The organism is Halorubrum orientale (assembly GCF_059623105.1).
Map to the genome: position 1 here is coordinate 55,835 of NZ_JBSPSR010000008.1, position 21,018 is coordinate 76,852.

Annotated in this window: 14 protein-coding genes; 12 read left to right on the forward strand and 2 right to left on the reverse strand. The window is 65.4% G+C overall.

Going from position 1 to position 21,018, the window contains the following annotated elements; all coding sequences use genetic code 11:
* Positions 1-5 precede the first annotated feature (5 nt).
* The 4 genes from ACWUI7_RS10175 to ACWUI7_RS10190 all read left to right on the forward strand — a co-directional run bounded on the left by ACWUI7_RS10175 (position 6) and on the right by ACWUI7_RS10190 (position 5,732).
* On the forward strand, positions 6-749 hold the full coding sequence (locus ACWUI7_RS10175) for a hypothetical protein (protein ID WP_496642114.1): 744 nt from the start codon (positions 6-8) through the stop codon (positions 747-749).
* Between the two features lie 87 nt (positions 750-836).
* On the forward strand, positions 837-2,702 hold the full coding sequence (locus ACWUI7_RS10180; RefSeq protein ID WP_496642115.1) for a DEAD/DEAH box helicase: 1,866 nt from the start codon (positions 837-839) through the stop codon (positions 2,700-2,702).
* Between the two features lie 75 nt (positions 2,703-2,777).
* The gene (locus ACWUI7_RS10185) at positions 2,778-4,469 is read left to right on the forward strand and encodes a thiamine pyrophosphate-binding protein (protein ID WP_496642116.1); all 1,692 of its coding nucleotides are present in this window, start codon (positions 2,778-2,780) and stop codon (positions 4,467-4,469) included.
* 66 nt (positions 4,470-4,535) lie between these two features.
* Positions 4,536-5,732: a DUF418 domain-containing protein gene (locus tag ACWUI7_RS10190; protein ID WP_496642117.1), complete on the forward strand. Its 1,197-nt coding sequence runs from the start codon at positions 4,536-4,538 to the stop codon at positions 5,730-5,732.
* A gap of 36 nt (positions 5,733-5,768) precedes the next feature.
* On the opposite strand, the gene ACWUI7_RS10195 is transcribed toward ACWUI7_RS10190, so the two are convergent.
* On the reverse strand, positions 5,769-7,187 hold the full coding sequence (locus tag ACWUI7_RS10195) for an aspartate aminotransferase family protein (RefSeq protein ID WP_496642118.1): 1,419 nt from the start codon (positions 7,185-7,187) through the stop codon (positions 5,769-5,771).
* A gap of 102 nt (positions 7,188-7,289) precedes the next feature.
* The gene (locus ACWUI7_RS10200) at positions 7,290-9,161 is read right to left on the reverse strand and encodes a bacterio-opsin activator domain-containing protein (protein WP_496642119.1); all 1,872 of its coding nucleotides are present in this window, start codon (positions 9,159-9,161) and stop codon (positions 7,290-7,292) included.
* A 323-nt stretch (positions 9,162-9,484) separates the two neighbouring features.
* On the opposite strand from ACWUI7_RS10200, the gene ACWUI7_RS10205 reads away from it, so the two are divergent.
* From ACWUI7_RS10205 to ACWUI7_RS10240, 8 genes are all read left to right on the forward strand, one after another.
* Positions 9,485-10,510, forward strand: a complete 1,026-nt coding sequence (locus ACWUI7_RS10205; RefSeq protein ID WP_496642120.1) for a 4Fe-4S dicluster domain-containing protein — start codon at positions 9,485-9,487, stop codon at positions 10,508-10,510.
* Positions 10,511-10,514: 4 nt separating this feature from the next.
* On the forward strand, positions 10,515-11,786 hold the full coding sequence (gene nrfD, locus ACWUI7_RS10210) for an NrfD/PsrC family molybdoenzyme membrane anchor subunit (RefSeq protein ID WP_496642121.1): 1,272 nt from the start codon (positions 10,515-10,517) through the stop codon (positions 11,784-11,786).
* Positions 11,783-15,037 (forward strand): molybdopterin-dependent oxidoreductase, encoded by a 3,255-nt coding sequence (locus tag ACWUI7_RS10215; protein WP_496642122.1) that lies wholly within the window; start codon positions 11,783-11,785, stop codon positions 15,035-15,037. Before nrfD ends, ACWUI7_RS10215 begins: the two co-directional genes overlap by 4 nt.
* The gene (locus tag ACWUI7_RS10220) at positions 15,034-15,804 is read left to right on the forward strand and encodes a TorD/DmsD family molecular chaperone (RefSeq protein ID WP_496642123.1); all 771 of its coding nucleotides are present in this window, start codon (positions 15,034-15,036) and stop codon (positions 15,802-15,804) included. Before ACWUI7_RS10215 ends, ACWUI7_RS10220 begins: the two co-directional genes overlap by 4 nt.
* A gap of 4 nt (positions 15,805-15,808) precedes the next feature.
* Complete coding sequence (locus ACWUI7_RS10225) at positions 15,809-16,891, forward strand: Mrp/NBP35 family ATP-binding protein (RefSeq protein ID WP_496642124.1); 1,083 nt, start codon at positions 15,809-15,811, stop codon at positions 16,889-16,891.
* Between the two features lie 7 nt (positions 16,892-16,898).
* The gene (gene mobA, locus ACWUI7_RS10230) at positions 16,899-17,543 is read left to right on the forward strand and encodes a molybdenum cofactor guanylyltransferase (RefSeq protein WP_496642125.1); all 645 of its coding nucleotides are present in this window, start codon (positions 16,899-16,901) and stop codon (positions 17,541-17,543) included.
* Positions 17,544-17,858: 315 nt separating this feature from the next.
* Positions 17,859-19,535 carry a thiamine pyrophosphate-binding protein gene (locus ACWUI7_RS10235; RefSeq protein WP_496642126.1) on the forward strand — a complete coding sequence of 559 codons (1,677 nt, stop codon included), beginning with the start codon at positions 17,859-17,861 and terminating at the stop codon, positions 19,533-19,535.
* Between the two features lie 81 nt (positions 19,536-19,616).
* Entirely contained in the window at positions 19,617-20,852 is a 1,236-nt protein-coding gene (locus tag ACWUI7_RS10240) for a Zn-dependent hydrolase (protein ID WP_496642127.1), read from the forward strand.
* Positions 20,853-21,018 lie beyond the last annotated feature (166 nt).

Below are 21,018 nucleotides of genomic sequence, written 5' to 3' on the forward strand. Positions count from 1 at the left end.
AAGTAGTGGCATCCCGACAGGGCGGGCCGGGGAGTGACTGGGGCTCCCGGCCCGGATCGGCGGAGCGTCGGATCGAGCCATCGACCGCGCTGACTGACGGCGACGACCAGTCTGTGCGAGGCGCCCGAGCTGCGTCGGCGCCGTCGTCGACACACCGGTATCGCCGGTCGCGGCGACCGGACACACCCGACAGCCCGGTAGGACCGGGTAGAATCTCGCATCGAACCCCCGAAGATCCGCCGCTTCGCGATCCCGGGCTGTACGCACTCACCGACCACTTTCGAAAACGACTCAGACAGCCCGGTCGATACATCTCAACGCGAACAGTGAGCGCCGCAATTCGCAATGGACAGCTTCGGTGGAACCGAACCGACGGCTGGCGGTTCGCGGTCGTCGAAGATGGGATCCGCTTCGTGGTCGTCGTTGCAGACACCGAGACGGCCTCGCCGGTCGTGGTAACCGCCTGGACAGAGGTCGCAGACCGGTCGGCCGCACTTGAGGCGGGGCGGTTCGACTGCGTCGACGTCGACACCATCGCAGTGCGTGCCGCGTTAAGCGAATCGTCGGAGACACCGATTCCAGACCAAATCCGCCCACGAACCGTCTCGCGTCCGTTCGTCGTCGGTGGCCACCGGCTGACGACCGACGCCGGTGACTCGGCAGTTCGGTGTGTCGATTGCGGCTGCCGATTCCACTCGAAGCAGGCGATCACGACGCGGGGCTGTCACGGCGCCCCCCGGGGACACTGAGTCGCGACACGATCGCGACGGACGGACGGACGGACGCCCTTTCATTTCGGACGCTACCCATATTGCTCTCGCGATCGAAACGCTGCCATGACCGACGACAGCGCTGCCGGCCGCGACGACGGCTCTGGCTCCGACGGCGACGGAGCTGTCGACATCGACCGCTTTCACGAGGCGCTCGAAGCCGAGGAGCGTCCCGTGGTGACCGCGAGTCAAGTCGCCAGGCGCATCGGGACCACGCAGGCCGCTGCCCGCGATGCACTCGATGGGCTCGCCGAGCGCGACGATGCACAACGGCTCGACGTCGAGGCCGACCCGGTCGTGTACTATCCGACCGAGTGGGGCCGACTGGCGAGCCGAGAGCGCGTCGTCGTGTTTCCGAGTCGGCGGGAGATCGTCGTCGACCACCCGACGCAGTTCACCCGCGCACAGCTCTCACAGGTCGCCCGGCTCGTCGATACCACCGGTACCGAACCGGGCACGCGCGGGTACTTGTATCGGATTCGCCAGGAGGACGTGTGGGCGGCGCCGTTCACAGACGTCGACGCGCTCATCGGGCGGCTGCGGTCGGTGCTACCGAGACGGTTCGAGCATCTTGAGTCGTGGATACGCGACCAATGGGGCCGCGCTCACCAGTTTCGGCTGTACACCCACGAAGACGACTACGTCGTGCTTGAGGCGGCCACGGCATCGTTGTTGAGCAACGTCGCCGAGAGCCACCTCGAAGACGGCGAGCTCCGCGCGCCGATCTCGGACGCCGAGGCATGGGTCGACGCAGACGCGGTCGCGAGCGTCAAACGGACCCTGTACGACGCCGGCTATCCCGTCGAGGACGACCGGGATCTCGAGACCGGCGATCCCGTCGAGATTGCGTGTTCAACTGACCTGCGACCCTACCAGGAGACGTGGGTCGAGCGGTTCCTTGAGGCACGCGCCGGCGTGTACGTCGGTCCGCCCGGGTCGGGCAAGACCGTCGCCGCGATCGAGACGATCGCGGCTGTTGGCGGTGAGACGCTGATTCTCGTCCCCTCGCGCGAGCTCGCCGGCCAGTGGCGAGCGGCGCTGCAGACACACTCGACGGTCGACCCAGACGACGTGGGTGAGTATCACGGCGGCGAGAAAATGATCCGACCGATCACGATCGCGACCTATCAGACGGCGGGGATGGACCGACACCGGCAGTTGTTCGACTCACGCCGGTGGGGACTGATCTGTTTCGACGAGTGTCACCACATCACCGCGCCCGTGTTCAAGCGGTCGGCCGAACTGCAGGCGAAACACCGCCTCGGGCTCTCGGCGACGCCGGTCCGGGAGACAGGCAGCGAAGAAGAAATATACACCTTGATCGGCCCACCGATCGGTGCCGACTGGGACGCGCTGTTCGAGGCGGGATTCGTACAGGAGCCGGAAGTCGAGATCCGGTACGTTCCGTGGCGTGACGAACTCGCGCGCAACGAGTACACGAGCGCCGACGGGCGCGAGCGCCGTCGGCTCGCCGCAGAGAACCCCGCGAAGGTCGTGGAGATCCGTGATCTGCTGGCCCAGCACCCGAACAAACGGTCACTCGTCTTCGTCGAGTACCTCGATCACGGCGCGGCGATAGCCGACGCGATCGACGCGCCGTTCGTCAGTGGTGAGATGCCCCACGCCGAGCGATCGGCGTTGTTTCGTCGGTTCCGAGACGAAGACGACGAACTCGCCGTCCTCGTCGTGTCCCGTGTCGGCGACGAGGGAATCGACCTTCCGAACGCCGAGTTGGCGATCGTCGCCTCGGGGCTCGGCGGCTCCAGACGGCAGGGGACCCAGCGGGTGGGCCGCACGATGCGTCCAGCCGGTTCTGCGCTCGTCTACGTACTCGCGACGCGCGGCAGCACCGAAGAGGCGTTCGCCCGTCGTCAGATGCAACATCTCTCACGAAAGGGGGTCCGCGTTCGCGAAACGACACTTGCGGAGTGATCACTCACACATCGTCCTCTCCACCGGTTGCGCCCGGAACGAAGGATTGAACATCGGGTCCGTCGACGTCGGAGTATGTCCACCGGTACCACGCATCCAACCGTCGGCGAGGCAGTCGTTGACTGTCTGCTCGAACACGGTATCGACACCGCGTTCGGGATTCCCGGCAAGCAGACGCTCCCACTGAACCGGGCGTTTGCCGACCGAGACGCACGGTTCGTCGTCGCTCGCCACGAGACCGCGGTCACGCATCAGGCGTGGGGGTACGCCGAAACTGGCGGTCCGGGAGCGATGGCCGCAACCGTCGTCGTCCCTGGCCCCGGCGACATGAACGCGGCCAACGGGCTGAAAAACGCCACGAACGACTGTGCTCCACTGATTCACCTTGCAGTCGAGACCGAAGCCGACGTCCGTGGCGGAGACGGTATCCACGAGACCCCGCCGGAGACGTACGACATGGTCGTGAAGGCCAACGTCCTTGTCGAGTCGCCCGCGGGTGCCGTCTCGGCGGTCACCGAGGCGATCCGCACCGCTCGTGAACATCCGCAGGGACCGGTTCGCGTCGGGATCCCGAAAGACGTGCTCGCGAGTCGAACGCCGCAAACGACGCCGTCGATCCGCGAGCCGGCTGCGCCGCCCGAACCCGACCCGCAGGCAGTCGACACAGCCGGTACCGTGTTGCGTAAGTCGACGGCCCCAGTCGTCATCGCTGGGGGCGGTGTCAGGCGGTCCGGTGCCACGGCCCAGCTTCGAGCTATCGCCGAGCGTCTCGACGCGCCAGTGGTGACCACGTACAAGGGGAAAGGTGTCCTCCCCGAGACGCACCCGCTCTCGGCGGGCGTCCTCTGTGGTGGCGCGAGCACGGAACTCCGCACCCTTCTCGCCGAGGCAGACGTCGGACTCGTCGTCGGCTCAGACCTCGACGCGGTCGCGACTGCGAAGTGGTCGGTGTCGATGCCAGAGACGCTCGTCCACGTAACGCTCGACGGTGACGACGTCGGCTTCGGCTACGAGACCGACCTCGGGGTCGTCGCCGACGCGGGTCGATTCCTCACGGCGCTCGACGAGCGCCTCGCCGGCGACGACACAACAGGGGAAGAGCCAAGATCACCCGGTGAGACCCGTGCCGCGGCGGTCCGAGAAGCTGACCGAGGCCGGTTCTCGGCGATCGCCGCCGACCGGGACGAGGGCGCGCCGCTCCGATCGGTTGAGGTCCTCGAGACCGTTCGAGAGGTTCTTCCATCGGAGGCCGTCGTGACCGCCGACGCCGGAGGCTTCCGGCTGTGGACACTGGTCTCGTTTCCGGCAGCCGGGCCGACCGCGTACGTCAACCCCGGGTCGTGGGCGACGATGGGAACCGGTCTTCCCGCTGCCATCGGTGCGAAGCTCGCGACCCCCGACCGAGAGGTAGTCGCGCTGACCGGTGACGGCGGGCTCATGATGTGTATCCACGAACTCCATACCCTCGCCGCGGAGGCGATCGACGTCACGGTGGTCGCGTTGAACAACGACGACTACGCGATCATCAGCGAGGAGGCAGCGCGCTCGTACGACTTCCCGGACCAGGCGTACGGCTGGGGCGAGACGGCCCTCGATCTCGCGTCCATCGCTGAGGCAATGGGGGTACACGCCGAGCGAGTGACCACCCAAGCGTCTCTCGCCGAGGCGATAGCGTCGGCACGAGGCCACAACGGACCGTCGCTCGTCGAGGTGCGGACCGACCCTGGTGAACCACAGGCGAGTGAGTGGATGACCCGCGACCGTTGAGAACCGGCGGAGTATTCCTCGACGAAATCACGAACCTATTCGGTTCTGGGGTCCCTAAGAGCACTTGTGAGCGACGCCGACGCCCCCGCGCCGACCCCGCCGGCGGACCGAATCACCAGTCTCGACGCGCTCCGGGGCGTGGCCGTGCTCGGGATCCTCATCATCAACGTTCGAGTGTTCTCGATGCCCGAGACGACGCTGCTCAATCCGACCGTTTACGGCGACTTCTCTGGAATAAACTATGCGGTCTGGCTCCTCGGACACGTCTTCGCCGAGCTGAAGTTTATCACCCTATTCTCTGCGCTCTTCGGGGCCGGGATACTGCTGTTTATCGACCACAAACGTCGCAAGGGACAGCCAGCACTGCGGCTCCACTACCGACGGACTATCTGGCTCATTCTCATCGGCCTCGGTCACGCCTATCTGCTCTGGTACGGCGACGTACTTGTCGCGTACGGCCTGTGTGGACTCGCGTTGATCACCGTACGCGACTGGGAGCCGCGGGCGCTGGCCGGGCTCGCGACGGTCTTACTGCTCGTGGTTCCACTACTTGAGGTGTTCGCCGGTCTCACCATCGGCGGTCAGGCGATCGCCGCCCAGTGGGCGCCGTCTGAGGCGGCACTTCGCGCCGAAGTCGCCACCTACCGAAGTGGCTGGATCGAACAGCTCGACCACCGCGTGCCGACAGCATTTTCCAGACAGACGACCGGATTCCTCGGGAGCACGTTCTGGCGGGTCGGCGGTACTATTCTCCTTGGAATGGCACTGTATAAGTGGGGTGTGCTGACCAACGAGCGGAGCAGGCGGCTGTACCGGGTGCTTGTAGCCGGTGGGGGCGTCGGCGTCGTGCTTGTGGCCGCCGGGGTATGGTACATCGAGGTAAACGCGTGGAGTGCCGACGCAGCGCTGTTTTGGCGACAGTTCAATTACGTCGGAAGTCTCCTCGTCGCGGGCGGGTACGTCGGCGCGGTCACCCTCTACGTGCGAGCCCGACCAGACGGCCGGGTCACGCGGGCGTTTGCGGCCGTCGGTCGAACGGCGTTCAGTAACTACCTTCTCCAAAGTCTCGTGGCGACGACGATATTCTACGGCCACGGACTCGGGCTGTTCGGATCGGTGAGCCGGTCTGTGGCGTTCGGGCTCGTGGTTGCGTTCTGGGTCGTCGAGGTCGCCCTCTCGGTGCTGTGGCTTCGTCGGTTCCGATTCGGCCCGGTCGAATGGGTATGGCGAACACTCACGTATGGTCGCCAGCAGCCGATATAAGACGCGAGGCGATGGCTGCCGGGTGACGCCGTGGCGTCAGTCGGCGGTAGCGGGTTCGGGAACGACCTGCTGGATCACCTCACAGATGATGTCCATCCCTACCTCGGCTTGGCGCTGGGTGAGCACGAGCGGTGGCAGGAGCCGAAGCACGCTCTTTTCACGGCCAGCGTACCACACCATCACGCCTTCGTGATAACAGCCGCGCTGAATCTCTTCGACGAGGGACTTCGAGGGGTTTCCGTCGACACGGAACTCAACGCCGGTGAACTGCCCCTTTCCGCGGACGTCGAGGATCTGTGGCACTGCCTCGGCAAGTTCGCGGAACCGCGAGCGAATGTAGTCGCCGACGGCGGTCGCGTGCGCGAGGAGGTCGTGGTCTTCGACGTACTCGATGGCGCGAATGCCGCCGACGAACGCGGGGACGTTGCCGCGGAACGTGCCCACGTGCCCGCCTGGGCCCCACGTGTCGTACTTCTCGTGGTAGAGCATCGCTCCGATCGGAAGCCCAGAGCCGCCGATTCCCTTCGCCATCGTCATCGCGTCTGGCGTCACCCCCCAGTGGTCCGCAGCGAACCACTCGCCGGTCCGACCGAATCCGGTCTGTATCTCGTCGAAGATCAACATCGCGTCGTTGTCGTCGGCGATGTCACGGAGCCCCCGAAGGAAACCCTCCGGCGGAACCACGACGCCGCCTTCGCCCTGGATCGGCTCGACCCAGATCGCGGCCGGGTCTTCGTGACCCCCGTATGCACCCTCAAACTTTCGCTGGACCGCATCGAGTGATCGTGCACAAACACCGGTCTGACAGCAGTTTTCTGCCGGACAGAGAGCAGCGACGTCGCCACCGGGGCCCGTCTCCGTCGGATCCGGGTACGGTACGTGGACAGCATCAGCGAGGTGTGGTCCGTACCCTTCTTTATACGACTTGCCAGCGGTCAAACTGAGCGCGCCGGCGGTAGTGCCGTGGTAGGCCCCTTCGAACGCGAGGAGCCCGTGGCGGCCGGTGTTGTGTTTTGCGAGTTTGATCGACCCCTCGATTGCGTCACTCCCGCTCGGACCACCGAAGATGACCTTGCTGTTTCCGCTGAGACCGTCGGGAGCGATGTCATTCAACCGCTCGATGAACTCAATGCGTGCCTCGGTCGGGAAATCGACCGTGTGCGCGATATCGTCGAGCTGTTCGTGGACACCCTCGAGGACGTACGGATTCGAATGCCCGACGTTCAGGACGCCGATACCGGCGAAAAAGTCCAAAAAGACGTTGCCGTCGACGTCGCGGATCGTCGCCCCCTTTGCGGCGTCGAGTGCGACCGGAACGCGTCGCGGATATGCGACCGCATTCGTATCGACCGCCCGTTGTTTCTCGAGTAAGGACTTCGAGTTCGGACCGGGCACGTCGCCGACGTCTGGTTCCTGTGAAAAGTGTAACTCCTCGATAGGTGGTCCACGGGACATACCCTCACGAGGGAAGGGCCGTATAAATGTGTTATCGAACCGCACACTCGTGCCGGATCCCGATCGTGACGTGTCGAACCCGCGGATACGAGCCGTCTCCCGTCAGCCCATCGTCGTGCGCGTAAGCTCAAGCCGGTTCGTGACGGTTTCACCGAACAGTTCCTCGAAGAGCTTCTGTTCTGCTGCTCGCAGGTGTTGGGTGAACGTCGCCTGAGAGATGTCCATCATCTCGGCGACCTCACTGCCGCTGTGCGTTCGTGGCCACTCGAAGAATCCGGCAAAGTAGGCTGTCTGTGCTGCTTCCCGCTGGCGGTCGGTCAGCACAGACTCGAGCGTCGCCCGGAACGCGGCCTCGGTCTGAACGTCTCGTTCGGTCTCCCGCTGGGCGACGAGACTCAGATCATCGTACTTCGCAGTGAACGCATCGACGACGGTCCGGATGTCGTTCGAGCTGGCGACCTGCGCGCGGAGACGGCCGCGGTCCCCGGTAAGCGTTAACGACTCGATACTCGCGCCGTACTGCGCCAGCGTCGAGACGAGCGAGGTGTCATCGACGGCGAGTCGAAAGACGGCACACTCGTCGTACGTACATACGTGCTGAACGGCGGTAATGTGTGTGGCTACTGTGGCGTGATCCGCGATAGCCTCCGGTGATGCACCCTCGATGGCCACGTACTGTGCGTGTTCTTCGCCGCTGTCCGCGGCAACGTGCTCGAGTTCGACGTGACAGTCGAGCGTCGCAGCGAGGGTCGCAAGTGGCTCTGAGATCGCAGCCAACTCGAACTCAAGTTCGGTGACGCGGTCGGACGCGAGCGTCTGTTCGCTCTCTACACTATTTATTGCGTCGGCGACCGTCTCGCCGAGTTCGGCGAACACTGCCCGTCCAATCTGAGAGAACGCATCTGAGTCGGTGGCGACAAGGACGATCACACCGTACTCGGCTCCGCGATATGCGAGCGGGATGACGACCGCACTCGAAGCGTCAGTCTCTCCCAGTGTGGACGATTCGACGCGCGTGATCACCGGCGTCCCCTCGTCGATAGCGACCTTGACTGGCGTTGGTGTGGCGGTACAGAGGGACTCAACGTGGGCCTCCAGTGTCTCGGCGTCGGTTCCCGCCCACGAGCGTGGCGTAACGGTGTCGGCGACGAGTCCACGACCACCGATCCAGGCGACGTCGAAGGGGTCTGCAGCAGTAAACTGTTCACATACGGCTTGTTCGAGGTCGTCTCGCGTCGATGCGGCGACAAGTTCACGATTGACGTCTCGGAGCACCTCGTTGGTGGCGTTGAGCGACGCGAGTCGTTCGTTTTGTGCTTCGATCTGTTGTTCGCGGTTGCGCCGTTCGGTCACGTCGTGCTCGACGGCGACGTAGCGCTCGACAGTACCATCCTCGTTCGTGATGGGAGCAATAGTCGTGTCGACCCAGCAGCGCTCGCCTGACTTTCGCTGGTTGACCATCTCGCCGTCCCAGACCGTACCCTCGCCGATTTGCTCCCAGAGTTCGGCGTAGAACTCGTCATCGTGCTCGCCCGACTGCCACAGCTTCGGATTCTCACCAACGACTGCCGACCGGTCGTAGCCGGTGACCGACTCAACCGCCGGGTTCGCGTACTCGATCGTCCCCTCCGTGTCGGTGAGGAAGATGGCGTGGCCAGCGTGTTCTATCGCCTTCCGGAAGCCGCGGAGCCGCTCGTTCGCCTCCTGTAGCTGCGCTTTGATCGTTGCTTCCTCGTCGACGTACGTCGAGAGGTAGTAGACCGTGAGAATAGTGAGGACGCTCACCACGAGCCCCGGCAGCTCTTCGAGACCGGCACTGGTCGTCTGCATGGTTAACGCCTGCCTAAGCGTCATGAACGAGAGCAGAAGCGTGAGGAATCCGAACCGACGATCATGGGTCCGCGAGAGCAGTGTGAGCGAGTAGCCTACACCGATCAGTCGGAGACCGACGGAGAGAACGATGATCCAGTTCATGACGGTACATCGTGGTGACTCGCTTCGGTATCCCCGGGAAGGCCATGTATCGTCCACTGGAGGGGTCGACGCGACTGTCGCATGGATCCGGCTTATGCGTCACCCTATATAAGCTGTCCTGCTGGCCGCTGGCCGCCGATCGAACTGCGGCCATCAGCTTGTCCCAAACAGTATTGGTAGCCGAATAGTAGGGTATCTCGGCATCTCAAGCTGGTACAAACAGTTTAGGTAGCACGCTTTGGGGAGGACAGTCCGTACGATTCTGTGTATGAACGACGAACTCGTCCGGTCGGCACCCGCCGACGGACACTGGGGTGATGGCGATGAGTAGTGCAGACCGCTCGGAGCCGCTGCCGGGCGTCCCGAACGTGAATCGCGCCGACCTCGACGAGATGGTCGAGAACGAGCGGGTCGACCCGCGTGAAGAGCTTGCGGACGTCGACGCCGACACCGACCTCGGGATCGAGATGGCCGAGGACGCACAGCGCGTCGCACGCGGTGAACTAACGGGTGACGACTTCTGGAACAAACACGACGCGGCCGCAGAGTCCGAGTTCGGCGAGGAGTATCGGGCAACGCCGAATCCGGCCGTCGACTCGGGCGACCAGACGATCTCGACGCCAACCGCGGAGTCGCTGAGCTGCTCGGTTGGGTCGATGGACTCGGTCGCATCGGAGTCGGCGTTACAACGAGACGAGTCCGAAATCGGTGTCGGTGACGAGAAGTGGGGGATGGTCATCGACTTACAGAAGTGTGTCGGCTGTGACTCCTGTACGGTCGCGTGTAAGGCCGAGAACCGCACGCCGCCGGGCGTCTCGTACAACGTCGTCATGGAAGAAGAACACGGCGAGTTCCCCAACGTCACACGGACGAACGTTCCCCGCCCCTGCATGCAGTGTGAGAATCCGCCGTGCGTACAGGTCTGTCCGGTCTCGGCGACGTACTCGATGGACGACGGCGTGGTAAACATCGACTACGACCGGTGTATCGGCTGTCGGTACTGTATCATTGCGTGCCCGTACGGGGCCCGGTACTTTGATTTCGGTGACAACTACGACGACGAAGTCGACGAGGCCGGGGAGGTCACGAGTCCGGAGTACGGCGTCGACCGGGGCAAGCGGACCGAGGGTGACTCACCGATCGGGAACGTTCGAAAGTGCAGCTTCTGTACCCACCGCCTCGAGCGTGGTGAGGAGCCCGCCTGTGTCGAGACGTGTATCGGCGATGCACGGAACATGGGCGACCTCAACGACCCCGAGAGTGACGTGTCACAGATGGCCGAATCGACCAGAGCGATGCAGCTGAAAGAGGCGGAAGGGACCGACCCCAACGTCTACTACCTCAAGTGAACCCATGGCAACAAAACACACTGCGTTCGAATTCTCGCCTGGATTCGAAGACGGGCGGCTTCGCGTCGCGTGGTACGCCTTTGTTGGCCTGCTCGTGGCTGGCGGTGCCTACGCCGCTTACCTGCGGCTGACACAGGGAATGGCAAGCACCAACCTCACGAGCATCGTCCCGTGGGGAGCGTGGGTCGCCTTCTACATTTACTTCGTCGGCCTCTCTGCGGGGGCCTTCCTCGTGAGCACGCTGGCGAACGTCTTCGACGTGGGCAAGATGCACCGGATCGATCGCGATGCCCTCTTCGCCGCGATAATCAGTATGGCCGTCGCCCTGCTGTTCGTCTGGATCGACCTCGGCCGGATGGACCGGATGTACTACCCGTTCATCTGGCGACAATTCACCTCGGCGCTCTCGTGGGAGGTACACGCGTACGTGGCGTACATCGGCATCCTCGTCACGGAGCTGTACTTCTCGATGCGGATCGACCTCGCACAGCTCGCAACCGAGCTTGAGGGGCCTCGTGCGAAGCTCTATGAACTACTCACGCTCGGCCGGACCGACACGAGTGACGCCTCGCGAGCGTTCGACACTCGCTGGCTTAAACGGGCCGGCATGGTCGGCATTCCACTGGCAATCTTCACTGTCCACGGCGGTACAGGCGTGCTGTTTGCGGTATCGAAGGCGCGGCCGTATTGGAACAGCGGACTGTTCCCAGTGATATTCATCATCTCGGCACTGTTGAGCGGAACCGCACTGGTGATGATGCTGTACGTGCTTCGAACGCGCCTATTCGACGGTGAGCGAGTGGACGCCGACCTGCTCGAGCAGCTCGCCCAGCTGCTCATCGCGTTCATCGTCATCGACGTCGCGCTCACTGCAGTCGAAGGGCTCATCGCGTTCAGCAGCCTCCATCCGCACGAGGTCGAGACGTGGCTCATCGTGCTGTTCGGTGAGATGTCGTGGTCGTTCTGGTGGTTCATGGTTGGGTGCAGTTGGGTGTTCCCGATGGTGTTGTTGAGCAAGCGGTCGTGGCGCCGGAGCCCACCGATCATGACGTTCGCCGGCTTGCTCGTCGTAATCGGCGTCGTCGCCGTCAGATTCAACATTGTGATTCCAGCACAGATTCTCCCCGTGATGGAGGGACTCCCACACGGGTCGTACTTCCCGACGCTTGTCGAGTGGGCGACGAGCTTCGGTATCATCGGCGTCGGCCTGCTGCTTTTCACCATCGGTGCAGAGCTGCTTCCGCTGACGCCACTCACAGGAGGTGACCACGAATGAGCACTGACGACGGAAACGACGGAACGGGTGTATCGCGACGTGACTTCTTCAAGGCCGCGGGGAGCATCGGGGTCGTCGCGGCCGCCAGCGGGGCGGCCGTCGACGCCGACATCAGCGACCTGTGGACAGACGACACGAACCACTACGTGGGCGACGACTACGGCGAGTATGGCGCCGAAGACGTCATCCACACTACATGCGGACAGTGTAACACGTTCTGTCCGATCAAGGTGCGACTCGACGAGGGCAGCGGTACCGGCGAGTACAGTTCGCTCGTGCGGAAGCTCGCCGGAAACCCGTATTCGTTCTTGACCACCCAGCCGTTCGCACAGGTGCCATACGAGAGCGACCCCGAGGCGGTCGCGACCGGCGACCTCGAGGGAACCGGTGACGTCGCCGACGACCGCTGGTCGCTCTCTGGGGGCCGGATCTGTCTGAAAGGGCAGGCCGGCATCCAGACCGCCTTCGACAGCTACCGGGTCCGCAAGCCGATGAAACGCGTCGGGCCGCGCGGCTCTGGCGAGTGGAAGACGATCTCGTGGGAGGAAGCGATTGCGGCTATCGTCGGCGGAGACGACGAGCTCGGTCACGACGGACTCGAGTCGATGTGGGGGTACGCGCCCGAAGATGCCGTCATGAGCGACTGGGAGGCCGTCCAAGACGGCAAGATGACGCAGTCCGCGTTCGACGAGAAGTGGGGCGACGACCTCATCGACACCGACCACCCCGACCTCGGCCCGAAGGCCAATCAGATCGTCGACGTGGGCGGCTTCCGCCGGAACTTCATCCGGAGTCGGCTCTGGCATCAGGGGCTCGGCTCGGTGAACAGTATCCACCACGCCGGCGTCTGCGGCGTCTCGAGCGTCATGGGAAACGTCCGCTCACACGACGCGAAAAAGAAGCGGCAGTACCCGGACGTCGAGAACTGTGAGTACCTCCTCGTGTGGGGGACCAACCCGATGGTTGCCAACAAGGGACCGACGTGGCTTGCACCGAAGCTGACGAACGCCATCCAGGACGGGATGCGAATGGACGTTGTCGACCCACGCCTGTCGAAGACCGCCGAGAAGGCCGACACGTGGGTGCCCGTCGAACCCGGCGCGGACGGAGCGCTCGCGCTCGGGATGGCACGGTGGATCCTTGAGCACAACCGACACGACGTCGGGTACCTCCAGAACCCCGTCGAGTCGGCCGCGGCGGACGACGACGAGCCGACGTGGAGCGACGCGACACACCTCGTGCTCGTCGACGAGGAGGCGAGACCGAAGGCGCGAGCCGCAGACCTCGGGCTAGTCGCTGTCGACGCAGAGACTGCCGACGACTACGTTGTCGTCGACGCCGATTCGGGTGACCCTCGTCCGGCCAGCGAGGTCGACACGGCGGTGCTCGATGTCGACGTGCGCGTCAGCGGCACCCCCGTCCGCAGCGCCTGGAGCCTCTACCGTGAGCGCGTCTACGAACACACCGTCGAGGAGTACGCGGAGATGGCCGGGGTGCCGGCCGAACAGGTCGCCGAGCTCGCCGACGAGTTCACGAGCCACGGCAAGCGCGCCGCGATCATGCAGTACCGCGGGCCGGCCAAACACGGCAACGGGTTCTACAGCACGCGGGCGATCGCCACGCTCCAACACCTCATCGGCAACTACGACTGGAAGGGCGGACAGATCACGCCATACGCGGGCTTCGCCACCACGAGCGGCCGCTATAACCTCGCAACTGTCCCCGACGCCAACCAGTCGTGGGGGATCCCGATCCTCCGCGGCGGGGTGAACTACGAGGAGACAACGTTGTTCGAGCGCGACGACGGCTACCCGGCGAAGCGGCCGTGGTTCCCCGTCGCCCCGCCACAGGCGACACAGGAGCTCTACGGCAGCGCCAAGGACGCGTACCCGTACGGCGTCGAGGCGCTGTTCATCCGGCCGTACTCGAACAACCACGTGATGGCGGCTGCCGGCGGCGACAAGATACCGCCGATCCTCAACGACACCGACGCCATCCCGCTCATCGTCGCCTCGGACACGGTCATCGGCGAGACAAGTCAGTACGCCGACTACATCCTGCCGGAGCCGACGTATCTCGAGCGGTGGGAGAACTTCGGGACGTACCCGAACAAGCGGCTGGCAGACGAGAAGATCAGCCAGCCGGCAATCTCGGTCGTGCCGGACGCCCGGCCGTTCGAAGACGTGTTGATCGACCTGTGGAAGGAACTAGATCTCCCGGGTGTCGGCGAAGACGCGATCGTCGATGCGGAGGGGACTGCGTGGCCACTCGATCAGGCCGAAGACTTCTACGTGAAGCTGGCGGCGAACGTCGCGTACGACCGCGACCCGGTGCCCGACGCGAGCGCCGAGGAAAGACGGATCTTCCGCGAGAGCCACAAACGGGGGCTCGGTGACGAGTTCGACCTAGAGCGGTGGCAGGCGGCGGTCACAGACGAAGAATGGGCGAAAGTGGTCACCGTGTTGAACCGCGGCGGACGCTTCGAGGAGCCCGCAGACGACTACGAACGCGAGTTCGCACGGAACGGGCACGACTACGACTACGCCGAGCGCGCGGACGGCTCGAACGCCTACGAGGGCGAGCACATGCGCTACAAACTCGAGTCGCGTGTCGACTTCTACAGCGAGGCCGTCCCGACGGGCAAACACTCGTACACGGGCGAGCGATTCGACCCGCTTCCGCGTGTCGACGACGTCGAGCACTACGACGGGACGGTCCAGGCACCGGTCGGCGAAACGCCGGACGACGGACTGCCGCTCCGGCTGATCAACTGGAAGCCGCGCAACCAGGGGATGCACCGTACCCAAAACAGCCCGTGGCTCCGCGAGACGCGCCCGGAAAATCCGGTGTGGATTAATCCCCAGGACGCCGAGACGCGCGGCATCGAGAACGGCGACGACATCGCTATCGACGCCGGGCGGCGGACCGTCGAGGGCGTCGCGATGGTCACCGGCGGCATCCGCCCCGGGGTCGTCGGCGCGATGTGGGGCTGGGGACGGACCGCAAACGGTGCGACCGCGGAGACGATCGACGGTGAGACGCGTGGGCCCACCGAGGTCGACGGCCACAGCCAGTACCGGTTCGATGTGCCAATGCACGAGGAGGCCGGATACGCCAAAGGTCGTGACGCTGGCTTCGCGATCAACCACATTCAACCGCTCGACAACGCGCTCGGCGACACGGGTCTCTCGGACCTCGTCGGGGGGAGCAACGCCCAGTACGACGCCTTCGTCGAGGTGGAGCGGCTGTGAGCCGGTCCTCAGACGGCGAGGAACGGCCGATCGGCGGCGACGTGCCGCCGGACGACCGCTCGATGGCGGACGCACGGGCCCGTGTCTACGGCCTGCTCGCAGCCACCTTCAACGGAGAGGCGACGACCGTCGCCCGCGCACTCGAAGCCGGAACGTACGTCACGCTCGCGGACGCGTTTCCAGTCTCCGTCGACATCGACGCGCTCTGCGGGTTCGGCGCGGGCGATGCGGTCGACGCCGACGCGTTGGCGATCGGCTATGATAATCTCTTTGTCGTCCCCGGCGACCACTACGTACCGCCGTTTGCCTCGGCACACGCCGTCGACCCGAGCGAGACGTTCGAGTCGGACTCGCGACACCACACCGCCGGCGAGGCGGGCGAGCTGCTCGGTGACCCGGCCGCCGAGATGGCACGGCTGTACGCTGCGGCGGGCTTCGAGCCCGAACGCGGAGACGGCATCCCGGACCATCTCGCCGCGCAGTTCGAGTTCATGCGCGCGCTCTGTGAACGCGAGGCGACGATGCTTGACGACGAGCCCGACGACGCTGCCGAGACAGGGGGTCTCGACCGCGTTCGGGAGCTCCAGGCGCACACGCTCGCACAGCTCGGCTGGCTCGACCAGTTCGAACCAACCGTCTCCACGCGCGACACCGTCGAGGGCGTTTTCGCGGGACTCGCTCGACTCGCGCGCACGTTCGCCGCGTGGGACGCCCGTGACGGCGTTCACGCCGACCCGCCGACGGCAGACGACGTTACCACCGACTAACCACATGTCTCCACACGACTCACCCACAGCCGAACTTCGCGATCGACTCAGCGCCGTCGAGGACCCGGCGCTCGGTACCGACATCGTCACCGCCGGACTCGTCACCGACCTCTCGGTCGAGGGTGACACAGCCGCAGTCGAGCTTGCACTCGGTGCGCCGTATGCGCCGGATGAGCGGGCGATCGCCGATCAGGTTCGATCAGCCATCGACGCGCTCGGTCTCGAGCCAGAGCTTTCGGCGAGCGTCCCGCGGTTCGACGAGGCCGAGGCGTCCGTCCTCCCCGGCGTCAGGAACGTCATCGCGGTCGCGTCCGGCAAAGGTGGGGTTGGCAAGAGTACCGTCGCGGTCAACCTCGCTGCCGGACTACAAGCGCGTGGCGCCTCGGTCGGCCTCTTCGACGCCGACGTGTACGGGCCGAACGTCCCGCGGATGCTCGGCACCGACGACGACACCGAAGTCACGACCGTCGACGACGACGACAAGATCGTCCCGCCGACCGCCCACGGGCTCGAGCTGATGAGCGTCGGACTGCTCATCGACGACGACGACCCGGTCGTCTGGCGCGGTCCGGTGGCGCAGAACACACTCACCGAGCTGTTCACCGACGTCTCGTGGGGCGTACTCGATTACCTCGTCATCGACCTCCCGCCGGGAACCGGCGACGTCCCGCTGACCGTCCTCCAGCATCTTCCCGTGACGGGAACCGTCATCGTCACGACGCCGCAGTCGGTCGCGGTCGACGACGCCCGTCGTGGGGTCCAGCTGTTCGCCGAGTACGACGCGAACGTCTTGGGGGTCGTCGAGAACATGAGCGCGTTCGTCTGTCCCGACTGCGGGAACAACCACGACATCTTCGGTGAGGACGGTGGGAGTGGCCTCGCAGACGCCGTCGACGTCCCGTTCCTCGGCACACTGCCGCTCGACCCGGCGGTCAGAGCCGGGGGCGATGACGGCGAACCGATCGTCAAGCGAGCCGGTAGTAGTGAGGCCGGCGATGCCTTCGAGACGCTCGCGGGGGCGGTCGCGAACAAGGTCGGCGTGCTCCGTCGACACCACCAGCAGAGGGCGACGGGTCAGAGCGACTGATCGTTCGATGACCGCGCCAGGGGCCGGGTCGACGGGCGACGACCTTCGTGGTGTCGTGCTCGCCGGAGGTCGAAGCCGACGGTTCGGCGATCGGGACAAGGCGCTCGCCCGATTCGACGGGCGCACCCTGGTGAGCCGAGCGGTTGACGCCGTCGCGCCGCTCAACGTTGACCCGCCGTTCGTCGCCGTTGGCACCGCCTCACGCCGAGCACTCCTTGGGTCGGGAATCGACCAACCGGTGGAGTACGTGTTCGACCCGCCGGGAACCGGTGGACCCGTCGGCGGCATCCTCGCTGCAGCACGCGCTACTGAGACGGATCGACTCGCCGTCGTCGGCTGTGACATGCCGCTTGCCACGACCGAGGCGATCCGGTGGCTCGCCGGGGAATCGACCGACTCCGACGCGGTCGTGCCGGTCGACGAGGGGGGACAGCTCCAGCCGGTGTTCGCCGTCTACCGCACCGCAGCAGTCACCGCAGCCGAGAACCGGCTGACGAATGCGGCGCTTTTCAGCCTCCTCGACGAGCTCGACGTACACCGTGTCCCAATCGAGTCTGCGCCCGCCGAACGCAGCGTCGACCAGGCGCTCACGAACGTGAACACCCCCGCAGATCTTGAGCGACTCCGCGAGCGAAGAGATTCAAATGGGTAACACCGATGCGGGCGTCGAAACGAGCGACGGCGATTCACCGGCGGGTGGCACCACCGCGTGTGTACCACGGCTGCACACACGACGATGTAGTATATTGAATCACGCACTGAACCGATCATGAACGAGTCCGTGTCGTGTCCGGACTGTGGTGTCGAGACAGACGCTGGTGAACTACCCTGACCGCCTATAGTCAGCTAACGACCTCGAATCTGGACCGACCGTGCCGGCGGTCGAGACGGACGACGACGGAACGATCTCGCTGGTCGCGACCGCCGGGGCACAAACGGTTTACTCCGGCGGGTGAGAGTGTCGTGTATGTCCCGAACCGGAGCGGCGTACCTGGTCGAAGCGCTCGCGGAGTACGGGGTGACTCGTGTCTTCGGAAATCCGGGGACCACGGAGCTACCGACCGTCCAGGCGGTCGCAGAGAGCCCACTTGAGTACGTCCTCGCCCTCCACGAGGACGTCGCCGTGGGGATGGCGGCCGGCTACGCCACGACCCGGCGGTACCACGCCCACCACGACGAGCGCGTGTCCCCGCTCGCGGTCACGAACCTCCACGTCGCCCCCGGCCTCGCCCACGGGTTGAGTAACGTCATCGGTGCCGCCTTCACCGGGGCCCCGGTGCTCGTCACAGCCGGAAACTACCAGACCGATTTCCAACACGAAGAGCCGATCCTCCACGGCGATCTTGAGGCGATCGTCGACCAGTACACGAAGTGGAGCGCGTCGATTCCGTCCGTAGACGCGCTACCGGCAATGCTGCGACGGGCAGCGAGACAGGCGCTCACACCGCCGACCGGACCGGTGTTCTTGGAGCTTCCAGTAGACGTCATGACCGCGACGACGGACGCACCTGTCGAGCGACTGGGACCGATTCCGGACGCAGGTCGTGGCGACCCCGAGGCGGTGGCGGCCGCAGCCTCACTCCTCGTCGACGCCGACGAGCCCGTGATGGTGATCGGTGATGACGTCGCTCGGTCGGGTCCCGACGCCATCCAGGCGGCCGTCGACCTCGCCGAGACGGCGGGCATACGCGTCCACGGCGAGTACATCACCGCCGAGTCGAACTTTCCGACCGACCACGCGCTCTGGGGCGGGACCGTACCAGGTGCGGAGTCTGGGTTCCGCGAGACAGTCGACGGCGAGACGGTCTGTTTCGTCGGCTGTGGGTCGGCGACGACGTCGCTCGCACACGAGACCGATCTCCTCGCCGACGCGACGATCGTACAGATCGGCCCGAACGGCTGGGAACTAGGCAAGAACTGGCCCGCAGACGCCTCGGTGCTTGGTGACCCCAGACACGTGCTTACAGAACTTGTCGAACTCGTCGACGAGTCGCTCCCGGTAGCCGCACAAGAACGTCGACAGGAGCGTGCCCGCGAGGCGGCCGCCGCCCAGTGGGGGTCGCGCCGACCGGCCGACCCGGACCCATCCGACCCGCGTGCCTCGAAGGGAGAGCTGGGTGCCGCAATGGGCGAGGCGGCCGCGGACGCACTTGTGGTCAGCGAAGGCGTCACCTCCGGGGCGGCCGTGCGGTGGCACCTGCCGTTGGGGCCCGAACAATGGATCTCGACGAAGAGCGGTGGATTGGGGTACGGCCTCCCGGCGGCGATTGGGGCCGCGATGGCGGAGGCCGAGCGGCCAGACCCGCGCGACGTAGTCAGCTTCATCGGCGACGGGTCGTACCTGTACTATCCGCAGGCGATTTACTCGGCGGTGCGTCACGACGTGGACCTGACGGTAGTCGTCGCCGACAATCAGAACTACCGCATCCTGAAGGACAACACGCTCCGTGTGCTCGGCGGCGAGGAGCCAGACCACGACTTCGAGGCGATGGAGTTCGACCCGCCCGCGGCGATCGCCGACGGTGCCGAGAGCTACGGGGCGACAGCCCACCTCGTCGACTCGCCGGACGAGATCGCAGACGCGATAGCTGCTGGGCGCGACCAAGACGGTCCGACCGTCCTCGACGTACTGATCCACGACTGAGCGACCGCGAGACGCGATACGAGCGCGAACATTCGTGTGTCTCGTCGCTAGTTTTAGATGGGCGGTTACTGCACTGTGGGTATGGTATCTATCGACTCCGACCGGCTCGAGTCCGCGTTCGAGGCGTACTCGGCGATCGGGCGCACGGAGAACGACGGCCTCCACCGACTGGCGCTGTCGGAGGCCGACGCCCGAATCAGAGACCGGTTCGTCGCGGACCTCGAAGCGCTCGACCTCGCGGTGCGCGTCGACGAGGTTGGAAACGTATTCGGCCGACGCGAGGGGACCGACCCCGACACAGCACCCGTGCTGATCGGCTCTCATCTCGACTCACAGCCCTACGGCGGCCGGTTCGACGGCCAGCTCGGGGTCCTCTCGGCACTCGAGACGCTTCGGGCGTTCGACGACGACGGCGTCGACCACGAGCGGCCGATCGAGATCGTGAACTGGACCAACGAGGAGGGATCGCGGTTCAAACCGGCGCTCATGGGAAGCGGGGCATTCACCGGCCAGCTCGACACAGCTGAGGTGCTCGAGACGACAGACGCGGATGGCGTGTCGGTCGCCGAGGCGCTCGCCGAAATCGGCTACGACGGCGACGAGCCCGTGGAGCCGCAGGAGCCGTACCACGCGGCGCTGGAGCTCCACGTCGAACAAGGGCCGAAACTCGAGGAGGCCGGCCGCTCTGTCGGCATCGTCGAGGGGGTCCTCGGGATGGCGTGGCTCGAGGTCACTGTTCACGGCGATGCCGACCACGCCGGCCCGTCGCCAACGCACGCGCGTCGCGACGCGCTCGTCGCTGCCGCCGACGTCGTGAGCGCGGTCAGACGGCTCTCGAACCGGGCCGCAGCTGACGTCGTCACCACGGTCGGCGAGTTCGATGTGTCGCCAGGGTCGATAAACGTCATCCCCGATACGGTCCGGTTCACCGTCGACGTCCGGAGTTACGACGACGCGGTCGTCGACGAGCTCGTCGACCACGTCGAACGCGAGGTACAAAACGCCTGTGCGCGAGAGGGTGTAGCGTACGACCTCGAAGAGATCTGGCGCATTCCACACACCGAGTTCTCCTCGAGCGTCGCCGACACCGCGCTCGATGCGGCCGCGACCGTCGGGGCGTCCCACCAGCCGATGGTGAGCGGTGCAGGCCACGACGCAACCTACCTCAACGAGCTGACCAAGACGGCGATGCTTTTCGTCCCCAGCGTCGACGGCAAGACGCACAACGAAGCCGAGTACACGGCGTGGCCAGACGTTGTCGAGGGTGCCCGTGTGTTCGCTGAGACCGTCTCGCGGCTGGCGGACGCCGGCGACTGAGCGCCGGTAGGTGCCCCGTTACGAGCAGGCGCCACGTCGCCAACAGACACCCGGTTGCTGACGATCACCGCCGGCGCGGGGAGCACGGCAACATCACCGCCGTGATCGCGAACCCGAGACCGGGTCCATCGAGACGGATGCCACAACTCCCGAAACCGCCGTTCGA

What these genes read in the sequence shown, in the direction of transcription:
- mobA (WP_496642125.1), top strand. Translation starts at nt 16,899, where the DNA reads ATGACCGCGCCAGGGGCCGGGTCGACGGGCGACGACCTTCGTGGTGTC.
- ACWUI7_RS10185 (WP_496642116.1), top strand. Translation starts at nt 2,778, where the DNA reads ATGTCCACCGGTACCACGCATCCAACCGTCGGCGAGGCAGTCGTTGAC.
- ACWUI7_RS10200 (WP_496642119.1), bottom strand. Translation starts at nt 9,161, where the DNA reads ATGAACTGGATCATCGTTCTCTCCGTCGGTCTCCGACTGATCGGTGTA.
- ACWUI7_RS10195 (WP_496642118.1), bottom strand. Translation starts at nt 7,187, where the DNA reads ATGTCCCGTGGACCACCTATCGAGGAGTTACACTTTTCACAGGAACCA.
- ACWUI7_RS10215 (WP_496642122.1), top strand. Translation starts at nt 11,783, where the DNA reads ATGAGCACTGACGACGGAAACGACGGAACGGGTGTATCGCGACGTGAC.
- ACWUI7_RS10225 (WP_496642124.1), top strand. Translation starts at nt 15,809, where the DNA reads ATGTCTCCACACGACTCACCCACAGCCGAACTTCGCGATCGACTCAGC.
- ACWUI7_RS10240 (WP_496642127.1), top strand. Translation starts at nt 19,617, where the DNA reads ATGGTATCTATCGACTCCGACCGGCTCGAGTCCGCGTTCGAGGCGTAC.
- ACWUI7_RS10180 (WP_496642115.1), top strand. Translation starts at nt 837, where the DNA reads ATGACCGACGACAGCGCTGCCGGCCGCGACGACGGCTCTGGCTCCGAC.
- nrfD (WP_496642121.1), top strand. Translation starts at nt 10,515, where the DNA reads ATGGCAACAAAACACACTGCGTTCGAATTCTCGCCTGGATTCGAAGAC.
- ACWUI7_RS10205 (WP_496642120.1), top strand. Translation starts at nt 9,485, where the DNA reads ATGAGTAGTGCAGACCGCTCGGAGCCGCTGCCGGGCGTCCCGAACGTG.
- ACWUI7_RS10235 (WP_496642126.1), top strand. Translation starts at nt 17,859, where the DNA reads ATGTCCCGAACCGGAGCGGCGTACCTGGTCGAAGCGCTCGCGGAGTAC.